General features: G+C 65.8%; 16 protein-coding genes. 5 read left to right on the forward strand and 11 right to left on the reverse strand.

Going from position 1 to position 15,421, the window contains the following annotated elements; all coding sequences use genetic code 11:
• The first annotated feature begins 130 nt into the window (after positions 1-130).
• Together UA74_RS29075 and UA74_RS29080 are read left to right on the forward strand one after the other, a co-directional pair.
• Positions 131-958, forward strand: a complete 828-nt coding sequence (locus UA74_RS29075; protein ID WP_075743027.1) for a tryptophan 2,3-dioxygenase — start codon at positions 131-133, stop codon at positions 956-958.
• Complete coding sequence (locus UA74_RS29080) at positions 951-2,228, forward strand: kynureninase (RefSeq protein WP_083683784.1); 1,278 nt, start codon at positions 951-953, stop codon at positions 2,226-2,228. Before UA74_RS29075 ends, UA74_RS29080 begins: the two co-directional genes overlap by 8 nt.
• Before the next feature lie 163 nt (positions 2,229-2,391).
• On the opposite strand, the gene UA74_RS29085 is transcribed toward UA74_RS29080, so the two are convergent.
• From UA74_RS29085 to UA74_RS29100, 4 genes are all read right to left on the reverse strand, one after another.
• Complete coding sequence (locus UA74_RS29085) at positions 2,392-3,594, reverse strand: coiled-coil domain-containing protein (RefSeq protein WP_075743028.1); 1,203 nt, start codon at positions 3,592-3,594, stop codon at positions 2,392-2,394.
• A 329-nt stretch (positions 3,595-3,923) separates the two neighbouring features.
• On the reverse strand, positions 3,924-4,310 hold the full coding sequence (locus tag UA74_RS29090) for a VOC family protein (RefSeq protein WP_075743029.1): 387 nt from the start codon (positions 4,308-4,310) through the stop codon (positions 3,924-3,926).
• Positions 4,311-4,465: 155 nt separating this feature from the next.
• The gene (locus UA74_RS29095) at positions 4,466-5,656 is read right to left on the reverse strand and encodes a hypothetical protein (protein ID WP_075744361.1); all 1,191 of its coding nucleotides are present in this window, start codon (positions 5,654-5,656) and stop codon (positions 4,466-4,468) included.
• 109 nt (positions 5,657-5,765) lie between these two features.
• Positions 5,766-6,695 carry an NAD-dependent epimerase/dehydratase family protein gene (locus UA74_RS29100; RefSeq protein WP_198042875.1) on the reverse strand — a complete coding sequence of 310 codons (930 nt, stop codon included), beginning with the start codon at positions 6,693-6,695 and terminating at the stop codon, positions 5,766-5,768.
• A gap of 94 nt (positions 6,696-6,789) precedes the next feature.
• On the opposite strand from UA74_RS29100, the gene UA74_RS29105 reads away from it, so the two are divergent.
• Entirely contained in the window at positions 6,790-7,296 is a 507-nt protein-coding gene (locus tag UA74_RS29105) for a MarR family winged helix-turn-helix transcriptional regulator (protein WP_075743031.1), read from the forward strand.
• A gap of 7 nt (positions 7,297-7,303) precedes the next feature.
• Here the strand turns inward: UA74_RS29105 and UA74_RS29110 are convergent, their stop codons facing one another.
• From UA74_RS29110 to UA74_RS29120, 3 genes are all read right to left on the reverse strand, one after another.
• Positions 7,304-8,248 carry an alpha/beta fold hydrolase gene (locus UA74_RS29110; RefSeq protein WP_075743032.1) on the reverse strand — a complete coding sequence of 315 codons (945 nt, stop codon included), beginning with the start codon at positions 8,246-8,248 and terminating at the stop codon, positions 7,304-7,306.
• Positions 8,249-8,264: 16 nt separating this feature from the next.
• On the reverse strand, positions 8,265-8,747 hold the full coding sequence (locus UA74_RS29115; protein WP_075743033.1) for a hypothetical protein: 483 nt from the start codon (positions 8,745-8,747) through the stop codon (positions 8,265-8,267).
• A gap of 135 nt (positions 8,748-8,882) precedes the next feature.
• Positions 8,883-9,440: a 2'-5' RNA ligase family protein gene (locus UA74_RS29120; protein WP_075744362.1), complete on the reverse strand. Its 558-nt coding sequence runs from the start codon at positions 9,438-9,440 to the stop codon at positions 8,883-8,885.
• 224 nt (positions 9,441-9,664) lie between these two features.
• On the opposite strand from UA74_RS29120, the gene UA74_RS29125 reads away from it, so the two are divergent.
• Positions 9,665-10,264, forward strand: a complete 600-nt coding sequence (locus tag UA74_RS29125; protein ID WP_075765836.1) for a DUF998 domain-containing protein — start codon at positions 9,665-9,667, stop codon at positions 10,262-10,264.
• 520 nt (positions 10,265-10,784) lie between these two features.
• Here UA74_RS29125 and UA74_RS29130 read toward each other — a convergent pair.
• The 3 genes from UA74_RS29130 to UA74_RS32570 form a co-directional block, all read right to left on the reverse strand.
• Positions 10,785-11,699, reverse strand: a complete 915-nt coding sequence (locus UA74_RS29130; protein WP_075743035.1) for a hypothetical protein — start codon at positions 11,697-11,699, stop codon at positions 10,785-10,787.
• Positions 11,696-12,367 (reverse strand): Fe(II)-2OG oxygenase family protein, encoded by a 672-nt coding sequence (locus tag UA74_RS32565; RefSeq protein WP_157434503.1) that lies wholly within the window; start codon positions 12,365-12,367, stop codon positions 11,696-11,698. Before UA74_RS32565 ends, UA74_RS29130 begins: the two co-directional genes overlap by 4 nt.
• Before the next feature lie 70 nt (positions 12,368-12,437).
• A complete protein-coding gene (locus tag UA74_RS32570) occupies positions 12,438-13,247 on the reverse strand; it encodes a hypothetical protein (RefSeq protein ID WP_157434504.1) in 810 nt (269 codons plus the stop codon).
• Positions 13,248-13,650: 403 nt separating this feature from the next.
• Here UA74_RS32570 and UA74_RS29135 point away from each other — a divergent pair, with 403 nt between their 5' ends.
• On the forward strand, positions 13,651-14,226 hold the full coding sequence (locus UA74_RS29135; RefSeq protein ID WP_232237539.1) for an NUDIX hydrolase: 576 nt from the start codon (positions 13,651-13,653) through the stop codon (positions 14,224-14,226).
• On the opposite strand, the gene UA74_RS29140 is transcribed toward UA74_RS29135, so the two are convergent.
• Positions 14,194-15,276 carry a tetratricopeptide repeat protein gene (locus tag UA74_RS29140; protein ID WP_232237540.1) on the reverse strand — a complete coding sequence of 361 codons (1,083 nt, stop codon included), beginning with the start codon at positions 15,274-15,276 and terminating at the stop codon, positions 14,194-14,196. The genes UA74_RS29135 and UA74_RS29140 overlap by 33 nt on opposite strands.
• Positions 15,277-15,421 lie beyond the last annotated feature (145 nt).

The following is a 15,421-nucleotide window of genomic DNA, read 5'->3' on the forward strand; positions in this document are numbered from 1 at the left end:
GGCAGATCACTTCGCTTACGAACGACCGCTCGATCGAATGGTTCGGCAGGCATCGCCCATTCCTGACGGGGCGAAGACGGGGAAGGATCGGGCGAAGGATCTGAGTCGTACCGCACGAAGGGGGTTCACCATGGAGACAACCGCCTGCCCGCTTGCCGGACCCCGGCTCGGCTTCGAGGCGACGACGCCCTATGACGACTACGTTCGAGCGGACGCGTTGACCAGGCTCGCGCTGCCCAGGACCGATGATCCGGCGGAGATGGCGTTCCTGGTGACCAGTCAGGTCATGGAGCTCTGGTTCGCCCTGCTCGTCCATGAATGGCGGACCGCAGTCGTCCTGCTCGGCCGCGACGACCTCTCGGGAGCGCTGAGCGCGCTGCGGCGCAGTCTGCCCGAGCTGGCGGCGCTCAATGCGGCATGGCAGCCGATCGCCCGGCTGACCCCCGCCCAGTTCGAGTCCTACCGACCCGCGCTGGGCAGTGCCTCCGGCTTCCAGTCCGCCCGCTACCGCGAACTGGAGTTCCTCCTCGGCGAGAAGTCCGCCAACATGATCAAGCCGCACGAGGGCACGCCGAGGGCACATGCCGAACTCACCGAGGCGCTGCACGCGCCGAGCCTGTACGACGCGGCCCTGGAACTTCTGCACCGCCGAGGCTGCCCGCTGCCCGCCGAGGTGCGCGAGCGCGACCGCACTCGCACCCATCCGGCTGATCCGGCCGTCGAACAGGCCTGGGCCCGGGTGTATCGGGGTGCGGACCATCGACTGGTGGAACTCGGCGAGGTGCTGACCGACATCGCCGAGGGCTTCTGGCGGTGGCGGTCGGACCACCTGATGGCCACCCGCCGCGCGATGGGCACCAGGCCGGGCAGCGGCGGCTCGGCGGGCGTCGCCTGGCTGGAGCGGCGAGCGGGCAGACTGGTGTTCCCCGAACTGTGGACGGTGCGAGCAGATGTCTGAGCGCGGTGCAGCCGGTACGAACGACGGCGACCGGGACGGCTGGTCGGGATCGGCCGAGACAGCCGAACTGGCCGAACGTGCCCACTTACTGGACCGATCCGACCCGCTCGCGACGACCAGGGAACGGTTCTCGCTGCCGCCCGGGCTGATCTACCTGGACGGCAACTCGCTCGGGGCGCTGCCCACGGCGGTCCCGGAACGCGTCGCGGAGACGATCCGGCGGGACTGGGGACAGGGCCTCATCGCCTCGTGGTGGGACGCAGGCTGGTGGGAGGCGCCGCAACGGGTCGGCGAGCTGATCGCGCCGTTGCTGGGAGCCGCACCCGGCCAGGTCGTCGTGGGCGACTCGACCAGCGTGAACGTGTTCCGCGCCGTGGTCGCGGGTTGGCGGCTGGCGCAGCAGGACGACCCAGGACGCACCGAGATCGTCGTCGACGACACCACCTTCCCAACCGACGGCTACCTCGCCGCATCCGCAGGCAGGCTTCTCGGTGCGCGGGTGCGACGAGCACACCCGACGGATGTGAACGCCTTCGACGAGCACACGGCGGTCGCGCTGATCAATCATGTCGACTACCGCACCGGTCGCCGCTGGGATCTGCCCGCCGTCACCTCGCGGGCGCAGCGGGCGGGGGCACGCATCGTGTGGGACCTGTCGCACAGCGCGGGAGCCATGCCCGTCGACCTGGACCGCCACGGCGTCGATCTCGCCGTGGGATGCGGCTACAAGTTCCTCAACGGCGGTCCGGGGGCACCGTCCTACCTCTACGTGCGATCCGAGCTGCAGGATCGGCTCGATCAGCCGCTGCCCGGCTGGTCCTCGCATGCGGAGCCCTTCGCGATGGAGGCGGACCATCGGCCTGCCCCTGGAATCGTCCGAGCGCGGGGCGGCACTCCGGAGATCCTGTCGCTGCTGGCGCTGGAGGCCGCCCTGGAGGTCTGGCAGGGCGTCGAGATCGAACAGGTGCGGGCCAAGAGCCTGGCACTGACGGGGTTCTTCATGGAGTGCGTGGACGCGTTGACGGAACCGGGACGGTTCCGGGTGCTGACGCCCCGAGGCGACGATCGAGGCAGCCAGGTCTCGTTGAGCGCCCCCGACGCCGCCGCGTTGCTGCCCCGCCTCGCCGACGCACTGGTCGTCGGCGACCACCGCCCGCCGGACGTGCTGCGCTTCGGCTTCGCACCGCTGTACGTCGGATTCACCGACGCACTGCGGGCCGCGAGGACACTGGCCCGAGTGGCGGGGCGCCGGGACGTGACCGCAGGCTGATCAGCCGGAGAACGGCGGCTCGACATCGGGGGCCTGTGGCGACACCGGCAGGCGGCGGGCCTGCTCGATCAGCGCGACCGACCGGGCGGCCGACGCACCGACGTCAAGGCAGGCGACCGAGTTCAGCGTGCGCCGACGGCGGCCGACCGTGCCACGGCCGAGTTCAGCCCGCCCGACGCGGAGTCGACTGGTTCCTCGGCTGCTGACGACGCGCGCTCCGCTTGCGTTGCTGGCGAGACCCCGTGGGACGGTCGGCGGTGCGCCCCGGTGTCGCTGCGGCCGGTGCCGCACGCTCGGTGTCCTTCGCCGAGTCGTCCGCCCGCGATCCGGCGCCGCGCCCGTCGGTCGCGGCGGCAGCGTCGACGACGTCTGCGGCGTCGGCATCGGCATCGGCTGCCGAGGCGATGCCGCCCGACTCGGCGCCTGCGGGGCCTGCCTCGGAATCACCCTCGCCGCGTTCTTCGGACCGGTCCGCGCGAGCCGGCGGCGGTTCTGCGGCCGCCTCGATACTGCGCATCGCCGCGTGCAATGCCGACTGGGCATCCCCGATACGGGTGAGCGCCCATTGTTGCTGATCGTGCAATTCACCACTGCGGGCTTCCAGATCGCGAATCCGGGCCGCCGAATATTCGTCGATCTCGCGCACTCGCTGCTCGCATTCGCGATTCACGCCTGCTTCGCGTTCGGCCAGACTGCGCGACGCCTCGGCGCGCCGCGCCGACATCGCCAACTCGAAATCCTTTTCCACCTGTTTGCGGCGTGCCTTGCCTGCCGCATCAATTCGCGTCACGCGTTCTGTCGCCTCGCGAACCAGTCGATCGGCTTCTTTCCTGCCCTCGTCGAGTCGCCGGGCGGTCTCCGTCTCCCTGGCGGCATAACGCTGCTCGTACTCGGCCGTCAATGCGGCGTCACGTGCCTCGAAGTCAGCGACGAGCTGTCGTCGAAGCTGCTCCTGCTCGGCGATCAGGCCCTCGTAGCGGGCCTTCTGCTCCGCGATCTCGGCATCGACCGAGGCTCGGACATTCCTGGCATACTCCGCAGCCTGGGCCTTGAGCGACTCAGCCTCGTCCTCGGCCAGCGCGAGCATGTGCTGGAGCCGCTCGCTGAGCCCGGTGGTGGTCACCGGCGCATGGGAGAGACGACCGAGCTGCGACCGGGTTCGTTCCAGCTCGCTCCGGGTCGCTTCCAGCACATTCTGCACCTCGGCGCATTGCGATAACGCAGCATCCCGGTCCGCGGCCACGGTGAGCAGGTCATTCTCCATCCCGCGGAGATATTCAGTGACCTGACCTCGGCTGTACCCGCGGTAGACGACGTCGAAAGACAAGCGGAGCGGGATCAGCTCGTTATCTTCATCACGCGCCATTGGGTAATACTAACACCGCGCGCATTCGCACAGTGACGACCTAGTGCAAACCGGCGAATACCATCCGTGACTGCCGTCGTTCGACGGAACAGCCGTCGCAGTCGAGGCTCGGCCGCCGGGTGCGCGGCTCGACCAGCACCGGGAACAGCCGTCGACCTCGGGCCGTTGATCGGCGGCGACAGGACGCGACCGAGATCAAGACACTCGGCCGATCGGGTGACAGTGAGCAGGAACACACGGCGTCACCGCCGGGGTGCTCACCAAGTGGACCACGCATTCCGGGCGGGACCGCCGGGCGCTGCTCGGGGGCGGAGACGGCGGGGCGTCCGTCAGTTCTGGTCCGCCGCCGTCGGGTCGCCGAGGAGCAGGACGTACCCGTCCGGGTCCGCTAGGCGGAACTCGCCTGCGGGCATGTGCTCCGGGTAGGTGATCGGAGCTGGATCGAGCCCGGCGTCGACGAGCCGGCGATGCAATTCGGCCGCCCCGGTGACGTACAGGTAGAAGAGCACGCCCTGTCGCCGGTGATCGACGCGCTCGTCGGCCTGCGCGAGCATGAGCCGTGCGGCACCGGTCCCGAGCAGCGCCCAGACGGTGCGGCCTGCCCGCTCGACCGACTCCGCCAGTGGGAGTCCCACAGTCTGATAGAAGTCGATCGAGCATCCGAGATCACGGACATGGGCGTAGCTGATGAATGCGGTCACGTCGGGCCCGGCCATGCGGCGAGGCTAGGCCGAGTCCCCGACGTTCGCGGGGGCCGCCGCCCGACGCCGGTCCAGCCCGTGAATCGCGTCGGCGCCGACCGCCTCGACCGCCGCTCGACGGTCTTGATCCGCACCGCTTCGCCGTGCCCGGTCGCCGGAGCGGCCCCGCTTCAGCCCAGCGTGATCGGCACGCTGAAGACCATCCGACTGCCCGGATACTCCGACTGGGTCCAGGCACGGCCCGCCGCCGCCTGGTAGGACAGATCCTCCGGTCCGATCGGCAGGCTCGACGAGGTCGCGGTGCCGCCCACCCTGGACCGGTAGAGGATTCCCCTGGTGGAACTGCCCCGGCTTCGATCCACCAGGTAGTCGCCGCCGTAGGACGCGACGCCCTGCAGATTGGTGTGCGGGCTCTGGTAGGCGGCGGTCGGTGCGACGACACCGGTCGAATCGGTGGCCAGGCCGTTACCCGCGACGGGCCAGCGAACGAGCCGGGCGCCGCCGATGCCGTCGTAGTACTCGCCGGTCACGATCGTCACCGGCGAGGTGCTGCGGTCGACGGCACCGTAGGAGAAGCACAGCGGAGCGGTCACCGAAGACACCGGCCTGCTGCACGAGCCGGTCTGGGTATAGCTGCCGACCTGGGGCAGCACGTAGCGATAGTCGTGCGCGTAGTACTGCCCGTCGACCAGGCCGATCCTCGACTTCGTCGTGTCGCCCGCCGTGCGCCAGAGCGTGCGCAGGTCGAACACCCGGATGCCTCGGTTGGTGTCCATCACATAGAGGTAGTCGCCTGCCCACGCCACGCCGCCTGCGTGGATGTTCACCGCGCGGAAGTTCGTGGTGCTCGTCGGCTCGACCAGCAGCACGTGCCGGTAGCGGACGTCGCTCGGGTCGTCGTAGTCGACGAAGGAGATCCGCACTCCGCGATCACCGGTGGCGTCGTACCAGCTCGCGAGCATGACGCGCCTGCCTGCGTAGGTACCGCCCGCCGAGGCGTCCCAGGAGCCGGTCAGTCCCTGCGGGTACCAGTCGGGGGTGTTGTCGTCACCTGTCGCCCAGCAGAAGCCGGTCGCGCCGGACACCCCGGTGCTGTGGCACAGCGATCGACCCGCTCGATTCGCGTCGGCGAGCACGTCGGCGACGTCCGCACCCGCCAGCCTGCCGTTCAGCGAGGCGATGCGCGGCGCATACGTCTCGAAGCTGCCGTTCTCGGCCAGCGAATAGGGCTCGGCGCTGATCTCGGTCAGTCGGGTCGGCACCTGCGCTGCGGCCGCCTGCGCCGGTGCGACCAGTGCCCCGCCGAGCAGAACCCCGGCCAGCGACAGCGAGCCGATCAGCCTCGTGATTCTTCTACGCATCCCCATGGCACGTCCTCCAGCACAGCTGGTCAATGACGACGACATCGGGAGTCAAGCGCAACCGATCGACATCGGATAGGGCCGTTTGACGTAGTACGAAGATTGTTGGTTACCGATTGGCGGCCGGCTGACCCGCACTCGGCCGCGTGGACTCCGTGCGAATCCAGTCCAGCACCGAGGAATGCCGAGGCCGCCATCCCAGGACGGTTCGCGCGAGATCGGAGCGGACCCGGCTGTTCGAGGCGAGGGCGTGTCGCGCCACCTCCTCGCCCCATTCGGCTGCGGCACTGTCCTCGTCCCAGCTCTCGGGCTCGCCGAGACCGAGCGACTCGGCGATGGCGGCGGTCAGCGCGGCGAAGGAGACCTCACCGTTCTCCACATAGAAGAAGGAGCCCGCGGGCGCCGAGCCCAGGGCGGCGAGGTAGAGGGCGACGAGGTCGTCGATGTGCACCGTCGACCAGACGTTGGCGCCCGCACCGACATGCCGGGCGATGCCGCTCTCCCGCGCCTGCCTGATCAGCTCGGGCACCTGGAGGCTGTCCGGACGGAGGCCGCGACCGGTGCCGTAGATCAGCGAGTTGCACAGCACCACGGAGCGCACCCCCCGCTCCGCCGCCGACACCACCGCACGATCGAGCTCGACCCGCGCGACCTTGTCCGGCACCGGCTGATACTCCGTGGCCTCGGTGAACACCCGGTCGGATGCCTCGCCGCCCGCCTGATCGCTGACCACGCTCGTGCCACTGGTGTGCAGCAGCGGCCGATCCGAACCCGCCAGCCCCTCGACGAGCGCGTCCACCGCCTGCCGGTGGTCACTGCTCGCAGCGTTCACCACGGCATCGGCCCGAGCCGCCTGGGCGCGGAGGAGGTCGAGATCGTCCAGCTTGCCGTGCACGGGCACGACGCCCAGCGCACGGAGAGCCTCGTCCTTGGCCGGGTCACGTGTCAGGCCGGTCACCTGATGACCGGCGGCGAGCAGACCTACCGCGATCGAGCCGCCGATGTAGCCGGTCACCCCGGTCACGAACACGTCAGCCACGAAGACCCCCATTTAGTTGCACAAGCCGTTAGTTGCGTACGCCTTGTATTCCTACACCTGGGTATCGTGCATCGCAAGTGATGGAGGAGGACTCGTGTCGAGTCACGATGACGACGTCGAGGGGCGCGGACAGGGCTGGCGGACCCTGGCCGCCCTGCACGCCCGCCTGGAGGACCGGCTGGAACGCTCCCTCCAGGCAGAACACCAGCTCAGCGTCACCGAGTACACCGTGCTAGACGTCCTCAACCGCCAGGACGAACATCACCTGCGAATGAACCAGCTCGCCGACACCGTGGTGCTGAGCCAGAGCGCGACCACCCGCCTGGTGAGCAGGCTGGAGGACCAGGGCCTGCTGTCTCGATACATCTGCGCCACCGACCGACGCGGCATCTACACCGAGGTCACCGAAGCAGGCCGCGCACGGTTGGCCAGGGCCAGGACCGTGCACGACCGGACGCTGGCGGCGGCGTTGACCGAGGCCGAGCAACGGCCGGAGCTGGCCGTGCTGGTCGCCGCATTGCGCGAGACCCTCTGGGCCCCCAGCCGCGGGCCCGCGTCGGCCGATCGGCAGGCGCCCTCGGGCGGCAACGCCGAGGTGTGACCTCGCGTCAGTGCGCCTCGCTCAGGCGGACGCCCTGCTCGCCGACGAAGCCGACGATCAGCTCGGCGACCAGCTCAGGACGCTCCATGACCAGCCCGTGACTGGCGTCGGCCTCCACCACCCGCAGCGCCGGATTCGCGGCGAGCAGCGGCGCGACGTCTCGGCGCAGGCCCGCCCGATGGGCTGCGGCCAGCCCGTCGAAGTCCGGCGGCAGCCCCGGCAGGTTACGGGTGGCGAGCACGAGCAGGAAAGGACTCACGACCTCGGCGAAGACGGGCAGCGAGTCCAGCATCTGGGGCGAGGTCCGGAGACCGGCAGCCAACTCGGCGCTGGGACGGGTCACGAATCCGTCGCCGTCGGCGGCAAGTGAACGTCGGAACTGCGCGACGATCAATTCCGGGGGCAGGCCCGTCGCCGCCGCGTGGTCGGCCTGCTGCTGGGCGAGTGCGTCGGCCTGCTCGACCGTGAGGTGGCTGCCCATGCCCGCAAGCTGAGCATCGAAGATCGCGGTGAGCGCGGCCAGTGCGGTGCGCAGTTCGTCCGGTGCGATGTCGGCATAGTGCTCCGGGTGGGTCGCCTGAGACCGATGTCCGTCCAGGCTGATCGCCACGCGGTCGGGATGCCGACGTGCCCACCGTCCCGCGAGCATCCCGCCGAGGGAGTGACCGACGACGGCAGGCTGGTCCAGCTCGAGCGTCGTGATCACCGCGTCGAGATCGTCGAGCGCGGCGTCCCAGTCCCACGGGGCATCGCCCGATGCCCCGTGTCCGCGCAGGTCGACGGCGACGACGCGGTGGCGGGCGAGCAGTTGCGCAGCGACCAGCTCCCAGGCGAGCAGGTTGCCGCCCAACCCGTGGACCAACAGAAGCGGCGAACCGTCCCCGCCGTGGTCCCGAACGGCGATCGGCACTCCGGCCGCATCGACGGTCAGGTCTCGTGGCGTGTCAGGCATGGGAGTCTCCTTGTCCTCAGTCGGCAGAGGGGGCGTGCAGCCGGGTGAGCCGGTCGCGGATCGAATCGGCGACGACGCCGCCCGCCGAGTGCCCGGCCAGCTTTCCGCGCCGGACGAGATCGTGGACTCCCTGGCGAGTGATGCCGAGCATGGCTCCCGCCAAGGCGAACGACACGCTCTCCTCGGTCGGATGTCCCGCCCGCCGAGCGGTGATCCGCCCCAACGGCGTCTGCCACCAGTCCGCAGGCGGATCGAACACCGTGTCGCCCGGATACAGCGCGGCGATCAGCCGAGCCGACACCTCGCGAGCCAGTCGATCATCCGGCCCCAGCAGCTGGGCCGCCCACACCTCGGCGTCGATGCGCAGCCGATCTCGCAGCGCCGAGTGGGCGGGCTCGACCGGCAGCAGGATCTCCACCGAGTCGAGCACCCGGCTCGCGACCAGTCGTCGGAGATCCTCGGCCAGCGCAACATGCTCGGCGGTCGAATACGCGGTCATTCACGCCCCCTTACTTCACGATGAACGTAAAGCACTTGACACACTTCGTCAAGCAAAATGTGCGGCGGCATCGCATCGCGGCGCAGACGGATCGACGACCCCGGCCACGCGTTCGGCCTCGGCTGGACCGGACTTCTACAGCGCGACCAGTGGGAACACCGCGAGAGAACGCCAGGAGTCGGGCTCGTAGGCGCCCGCCATCAGCCGCACCTCGTCGACGTGTGCCGTGATAGGCAGTTCGGTCGCGATCTCCTCGGCGACCCGCTGCAGCGTCGGCAGGTCCGCAAGCTGGGCGTCCCCCACGGTGAGATGCGGGACCGGGTCATGGACCCCCGCATAGGGACGATGCAGGGGGAACCGTTCCCAGACCGCGTTCGTGAGCGCCCGAAACCGATGGTCGGGATCGGGACGCAGCCAGACGAGGTGCTCACCGAACCAGGCGACCTCGGAGAACGTGCAGTCGAAGGCCGGAACCTCGCGAAGGACCTCGGCCACGGCCTCGACGACGGCGTCATCGATCTCCGCAGGCGGCAGGAACGGATAGAGCACGGTGACGTGGGCCGGAACGCCTCCGACGGCGGATCGGTCCATGATCCGTCGATGGCGGCCGACCACCGGCTCGGCCGAAGGAACCGGAACGATCAGCGCGCTCCTGGTCAGCACGGGCAGCGGCTCATCGGGGATTTCGGTCATGCCGATGATGATCTCAAGCCCGGCCGGGCCGGGCACATCGCCCGCGTGCCGAATCGGGGCCGTCATCGGTCGTCGGCTTGGACGCCGACCGCATCGCGGGACTCGCACGTTCGGGGGAGGCGTCGACGCACCGGCCCGGCCGGACTCCGCTTCCTGACTGCCGTCGACCGACAAACCGGACAACCACAGATCCACTCGAACGGATGAGGCATTACTGTTCCGCCATGGCCGTGCTCCTGCTCTGTGGTGTCATCGGCAGTTCGCTGTTCGTCGTCACCTTCCTGATTGACGGCTTGACCAGGCCGGGTTACCACCCCGTCCGTCATCCGGTCAGTGCGTTGGCGCTCGGCTCGAGGGGATGGGTGCAGGCCGCGAACTTCATCGTGTGCGGCCTTCTCCTCGCCGCCGCCGCCGTCGGCATCCTGCTGGCGACCGACAACCCGTTGCTCGCGGCGGCGGCCGGGGTGTTCGGGCTGTCGCTGGTCGCCTCCGGCGTCTTCCCGATGGATCCGATGCGCGGCTATCCGCCGGGAACCCCGGACGACACGCCGTCGACCACGAGCAGGACTCACCAATGGCATGACTGGGCAGGCGCCGCGGTGTTCGTCTCGCTGCCGATCACCGCGCTCATCGCGACGCTGCAGTCTGACGAGCTGCTCCTGACCGTCTACTCCGGAGCCACCACTGCGGCGCTCGTCGCGCTGTCCGCCTCGTTCGGGCAGGCATGGGAGAACGACTCCCCTCGGACCGGCCTCATTCAGCGCGCCATGATCATCGTCGGCTGGGCCTGGTTCGCGGTCTTCTGTGGCACGCTCCTGCCCTGATCCCGCTGCGGGCCGGGCGGCGTTCGGCGAGCAGTGTCTACCCGGACCGTCGGCACGATCCCGCGAGGGGGACGGCGATGCCCCGGGTGAACTCGGCCAGCGAGTCCGAGACCGCGCGGGAAGCGGGGGCATGACTTAAGGCGTGTACCTCGGACGTGGTCTCACAGACCGACGAACGGCCGAGATCCTCGAAACGGCGTTGCCTGCCGCGTTTCCGTCCACCTAAACGTCCACCAGGCCCCGATAAGTCCACCGGGGACGCGGCGTAAGATGGCGTCTGACCTGCTACGGATGGTGGGCCGCCCGGGGCTCGAACCCGGAACCTACTGATTAAAAGTCCAAAGTTCACCCAGTCGGAGTACGGCTACCTGGGGCTATGGGTGGCTAAAGGTTGGCGGGGGAGGCCCTGGGGGCCGGGTTGGACGGTAGTTATTGGCCAAGAAGTTGGACAGCAAACTCCTCCGATGCGCCTCCCGCCCAACATCATCTTCACGCTAGAACGCTGCGCCTACGGCAAACTTCAATCGTTTCCGTACTCAGGCTCGATCATATCCCCTACATCTTCAACCACAACAAACTCCATCGATATACCTGCGACCGCGAGAAGGTCGGAGCCATCGAGTACAAGTTTGCACGTCGAGCAACTAAATAGATCTGACAGGACAGTAGTATTTGCCCAAACATCCCATTCATCGTCATTGACCTGCGCATACTGCACGTCGGACGACTCGACGATGTCCCCTTCGACCTCGCCCTCTTCACCACAAGCAGGGCATTTCTCGATCGCAGAGTATGAAAGACTTACTCCGTGGTCGAATGTTTTGTTCCATTCAGAAAATAGTTTAGCTGGTAAAACACCATCACGATACTGCTTCAATCGCTGCGCGGCGCGCGCGATCAACATCTCCACGCGGTGTTCAATGTTTCTCTTGTTCCGGGCTAGATAATCTTCTACTATTGCGACCCGATCCGGGCCAACCAACTCATCGATATCCCTGTCTTGCGCGTTTATAAGTATTGCAGCTTGAGCCCAGTACCTGGGCCACCAAGCCTCTTCGGGAATCGTACTGAAAACTGCCGCTCCCCCGTGTAGATAATCATTCCGCGCTCTCGATATTCCCTTTGCTTCAGCTACATCGAAAGGCCTAAATGCCTTCGCGCACCGCGTGAACAGCGTTGAGGCCGTCACCGAATTAAATCCACCCTTGCCTTGTGTCAGCCCTGCCGCCACGAGTAGATTAGACCCTTCTTCGTTCGGCGCCGCAACTAGCAGAGGCGACACTCGCGCAAGTGCTGCCTTGGCTAACAGTTCAAGCGCGAGTGATGCCCATAACGCTCTCTCATCGAAGGTTCTAAACTCTTCGACGTCCATAGCATGGTTCAGGAAAAGCCGAGACTTCTGCCACAATGCACCGGAGTCGTAAGCCTCATTCACCGTGAAATCTCCGCCTGGTATGCAATACGAGTTATTATACGATCGCTGCTGTTATTTGCATCCGCGCGAGCATGCAGCGCTGTTCGATTACTAATGAGAAGAAACTGTTGTGGTTTCGTCCATTCGTGAATGTACGCGTCTTTTGCAACCTCTTCGAAGTAACGCACAACCTTCCGAGCGCGTTCGTCACACGGAATCATGCAGCCAGGGTCATAGCGGTACCTGACGCCCGCAGCGCCCGCAGAGGCCAAGAATTTTTCGGCGCCGCCCCCCACAACAAACATACCACCCTGAAGATACTCCGGCGCAGGAATTACTGGATACTTTGAATTTGTCTTCTTATTTAAAGGACTCCATAAGAGAGTCGCGACATCATTCGGATCCTCAGCATGCAAGACTACGAAATCCGGCGGGTCGAGAAAATGCGCACCATCGGTATGAAGAGGCTGAGCATTCAGGCCATGAATGGCGCTTAAAGATCTTGGGCTGGCCTCATCTGACGTCTTCGGGCGTAGCTCTACAACCGGTTCCTCACCCTTACGAGTCGGAACTGGCGTCCAACCGAGTTTGCTCGCCTCAAGCCGAAGGATCGGCAATGGCATGACTCCTGTAGCCCAGCCCTCACGGCGCGCGAACTCGGCCAAATTAGCAAGCCTGACCTCGCTCAACCTAAGCCCCTCTCCATGCTCGTCCTGTTCAATATTCCCAACTGGAATTTCCTCACACCCGAGACTTACGTTAAGCACCGAACATGGACACAGGCACCATGCTCTCGTCAAAGAGAGACCAGGGGCTTCCGATTTGTAAGCGTGGGTCAGTTTCGCGGTCGGAGTTAGAATACTGACTGATCGAACCTTCATTCGTGGTTAAGAAGTTTTCAGGTTTACTGTAGTTTAACGCGCTCATTGCAGCATCCGCAATTCCGATGCCAACCAGCTCGAAGCTGTCTACTGTTGCAAAAGTGAAAGAAATATTCCCAGGGTCCGACGAGAGGAGATGTACGACCACTTGGCGAGTGAGAGAACTGCACTCCCTCCAAATAGTCATAGGACAGTACCGACGCGAGGCACGGTGAATCGTCAGCTTCCAGAAGAAACCGCTTCTTCCGGTAAGACACTCTTTGTCCTCGTGTAATTTTACCCAAGGGCGCCGCGTGTAGCTTAGACGTACGTAAGCATCGTATTTTCGCTCCAGATGCGCTAGAATCCCCTTCCATTCAGGCAGCGTGTCCTTACTGAAAGCCTCCACAACCGGATCTTTTCGATTTACCTTAGAAATGTCGAGATTTCGGTTATACGCTGCAACTGCCCTGACGGCTCCAACTTCGAGATCCCGGAGGACCTGCTCCATTCGCCGGATATCATCTTTGTGTGGACGTCGCAAGTGCCCTATACGATTACGCATCGCGAGAAGCTCTGACCTGCGTCCTGTCCATGCGCCTCGATCCATGATGACCGGCTCAAATACTTCCCAATTTTCTTCGAGAAGATCGAGAAGCTTACTTGCATCTAGATAACAGAGAGGGTCATTCCAGTCCGGTGAAGCCATGTACTCGACACTACTGTCCTTACCTCGAAGATAACCGGCTCGCCCGAATTCACCCTCGGTTAATGGTTGTGCCCAATCAATCCCAGACCTAGACCGGAGTTCCACATAAGTGATCGACCTAAGCCATCGCTCGAACTGCCACCACCTAGCGTACATAGCAAGCGCTTCAGCAGACAGATCACCAATCCTCAGCGTCGACTCAAAAACGTCCTTTATATGGGGTGAAAAGTGCCCCCAAACGCTTTCTTCTTCTCGATCGTCCACACTCACATGCTAGCGCATACCTGACTCGTAAGACTAGAAATTAGCCATCGACAACACTGCCTTCGAAAAGTTCATACGTAATGCCACTCCATCATGTCGTCCTCCACCGGTCGTGTACCTGGTTAAGTAGAGTATGCAGGTGGACAAGTTTTCGGACGCGAAGCTCAGCTGGAAGACCCACGGTGAGCGCACCGTCTACGACAACCGGTGGGTGAAGCTCAAGCTGGTGGACGTGGAGCCGCCGGACGGCCGCCGGTTCGAACACCACGTGGTGAAGCTGGACCACGTGGTGATCGCGCTCGTGATCAACGAGCGTGAGGAGGTGTTGACGCTGTGGCGGTATCGGTTCGCGATCGATCAGTGGGGCTATGAGCTGATCGGTGGTCTCGTCGAGGAGGGAGAGGAGTTGGCCACGACGGCGGCTCGGGAGGTGGAGGAGGAGACGGGGTATCGGCCGGTGGGGGAGCCGGAGCACTTGATCTCGTTTCAGCCGCTGCCGGGGATGGTGGATTCACCGGTGGACGTCTTCGTGATCCGGGACGTCGAGAAGGTGGGCGAGCCGACCGACGCCGAGGAGGCCGCGCGGCTGGAGTGGATACCGATCACGCGGATGGTGGAGCTGGTCGGGCGGGGTGAGGTGTTGGGGGCTGGGGCGATCGTGCCGCTCATGTACTACCTCGCGTCACGCAACTCCGGTGCTGCCGGTTCCCGGTAGCTCTAGCGCGGCCAGTCGTTGGCGTTGGCGGTCGGAGCCGATCTGTGCGGCGAGGCGCTTCGCCTGCCGGGCGTAGTTCAAGGCTGCCTCGCGGTCGCCTGCGGCGGCGTGAGCATAGGCGAGATCGACGTACATCCCGGTCTGGCCGCGCACGGCCGCTCGGGGTGACGCGGTCAGCTCGCGCACGGCGTCTTCCAGGTGCTCGATCGCCTCGCGGTTGCCGAGTCGTAGGAGTGCGCTGCCGCGCCAGCGGGCGAGGTTTCCGGCGTCCAGCAGTAGGAAGGGCAACGAGGGGTCGGCAGGGTCGTCGGGGAGCGTCGCGGCGGCCTGGTCGAAGGCACGAAGGGCATCGTCGTGGCGTCCGACGGATGCCAGTCCCTCGCCGTGGGCGGCGGCGAGCCACGCGGCCAGCAGCGGCGGAACCCGGTTGCCTGCGACGTCGCGGGCGAACTCCAGTAGCTCGACGGCGGCGGCTGTCTCGCCGAGGTCGATGAGGATCACGGCCTGTTGCGCTGCGGCGTGTGCCAGCAGGTGCGGTGCCTCGGCCTCGCGGGCGGAGACCTTCGCATCTTCGTGGTAGCGCCATGCCTGCAAGGCCGAGCCCCGGTCCAGGGCTGTCCAGCCCGCGAGGGTGCGCGCGTCGGTGATGAGGGCGGACAGCCGTCGTCGATGCGTGGTGCTCACGGTGAAGTCGCGAAGGTTCTCGATCTGCGCGATGTGGTTGTTGAGCTGATCGAGTACCGCGACGGCGCCGAATTTCAGATCCGAGCTGCGTAGGTCGTTGATCTGGCGTTGGAACAGATCGAGGGTGCCCGTGTCGAGATTCCGGGCGATCAGCAGTCGATCCCGTAGTTCCTCGGTTCCCTCGTTCACCGGCATCGGCGGGAACCCGAGTTCCTCGTTAGTCCGGCCGTAGACCTCGCGGAACAGGCGTTGGTAGTCGGGGCTGCTGACCTCGTCGCGCCCGTTCTCCCACCGGGAGAGCATCACTTTCAATGCGTTCTCCGACGCTACGGGGATGTTCAGGCGGAGGGCGCGGCCGAGCATCATGCGGATGACATTGTCCTGTGTGCGACCTTGCTCGCGACGCACGGCAGCGAGCCGTGTCGCTGGTGGCTTCCCGCGCTGTCCTGCCATCGATTCCTCGGCGCTCCCAACCCCGCTGAGCTGCGAAGTTAACTCGACTTAACTCCCA

Origin of the sequence: Actinoalloteichus fjordicus (genome assembly GCF_001941625.1) — a bacterium.
GTDB lineage: Bacteria > Actinomycetota > Actinomycetes > Mycobacteriales > Pseudonocardiaceae > Actinoalloteichus_A > Actinoalloteichus_A fjordicus.

Bases quoted from the DNA above. Each gene is read 5' to 3' on its own strand.
- UA74_RS32570 (WP_157434504.1), bottom strand. From the start codon at position 13,247: ATGGCTTCACCGGACTGGAATGACCCTCTCTGTTATCTAGATGCAAGT.
- UA74_RS29110 (WP_075743032.1), bottom strand. From the start codon at position 8,248: ATGCCTGACACGCCACGAGACCTGACCGTCGATGCGGCCGGAGTGCCG.
- UA74_RS29120 (WP_075744362.1), bottom strand. From the start codon at position 9,440: ATGACCGAAATCCCCGATGAGCCGCTGCCCGTGCTGACCAGGAGCGCG.
- UA74_RS29075 (WP_075743027.1), top strand. From the start codon at position 131: ATGGAGACAACCGCCTGCCCGCTTGCCGGACCCCGGCTCGGCTTCGAG.
- UA74_RS29080 (WP_083683784.1), top strand. From the start codon at position 951: ATGTCTGAGCGCGGTGCAGCCGGTACGAACGACGGCGACCGGGACGGC.
- UA74_RS29085 (WP_075743028.1), bottom strand. From the start codon at position 3,594: ATGGCGCGTGATGAAGATAACGAGCTGATCCCGCTCCGCTTGTCTTTC.
- UA74_RS29140 (WP_232237540.1), bottom strand. From the start codon at position 15,276: ATGATGCTCGGCCGCGCCCTCCGCCTGAACATCCCCGTAGCGTCGGAG.
- UA74_RS29125 (WP_075765836.1), top strand. From the start codon at position 9,665: ATGGCCGTGCTCCTGCTCTGTGGTGTCATCGGCAGTTCGCTGTTCGTC.
- UA74_RS29090 (WP_075743029.1), bottom strand. From the start codon at position 4,310: ATGGCCGGGCCCGACGTGACCGCATTCATCAGCTACGCCCATGTCCGT.
- UA74_RS29115 (WP_075743033.1), bottom strand. From the start codon at position 8,747: ATGACCGCGTATTCGACCGCCGAGCATGTTGCGCTGGCCGAGGATCTC.
- UA74_RS29095 (WP_075744361.1), bottom strand. From the start codon at position 5,656: ATGCGTAGAAGAATCACGAGGCTGATCGGCTCGCTGTCGCTGGCCGGG.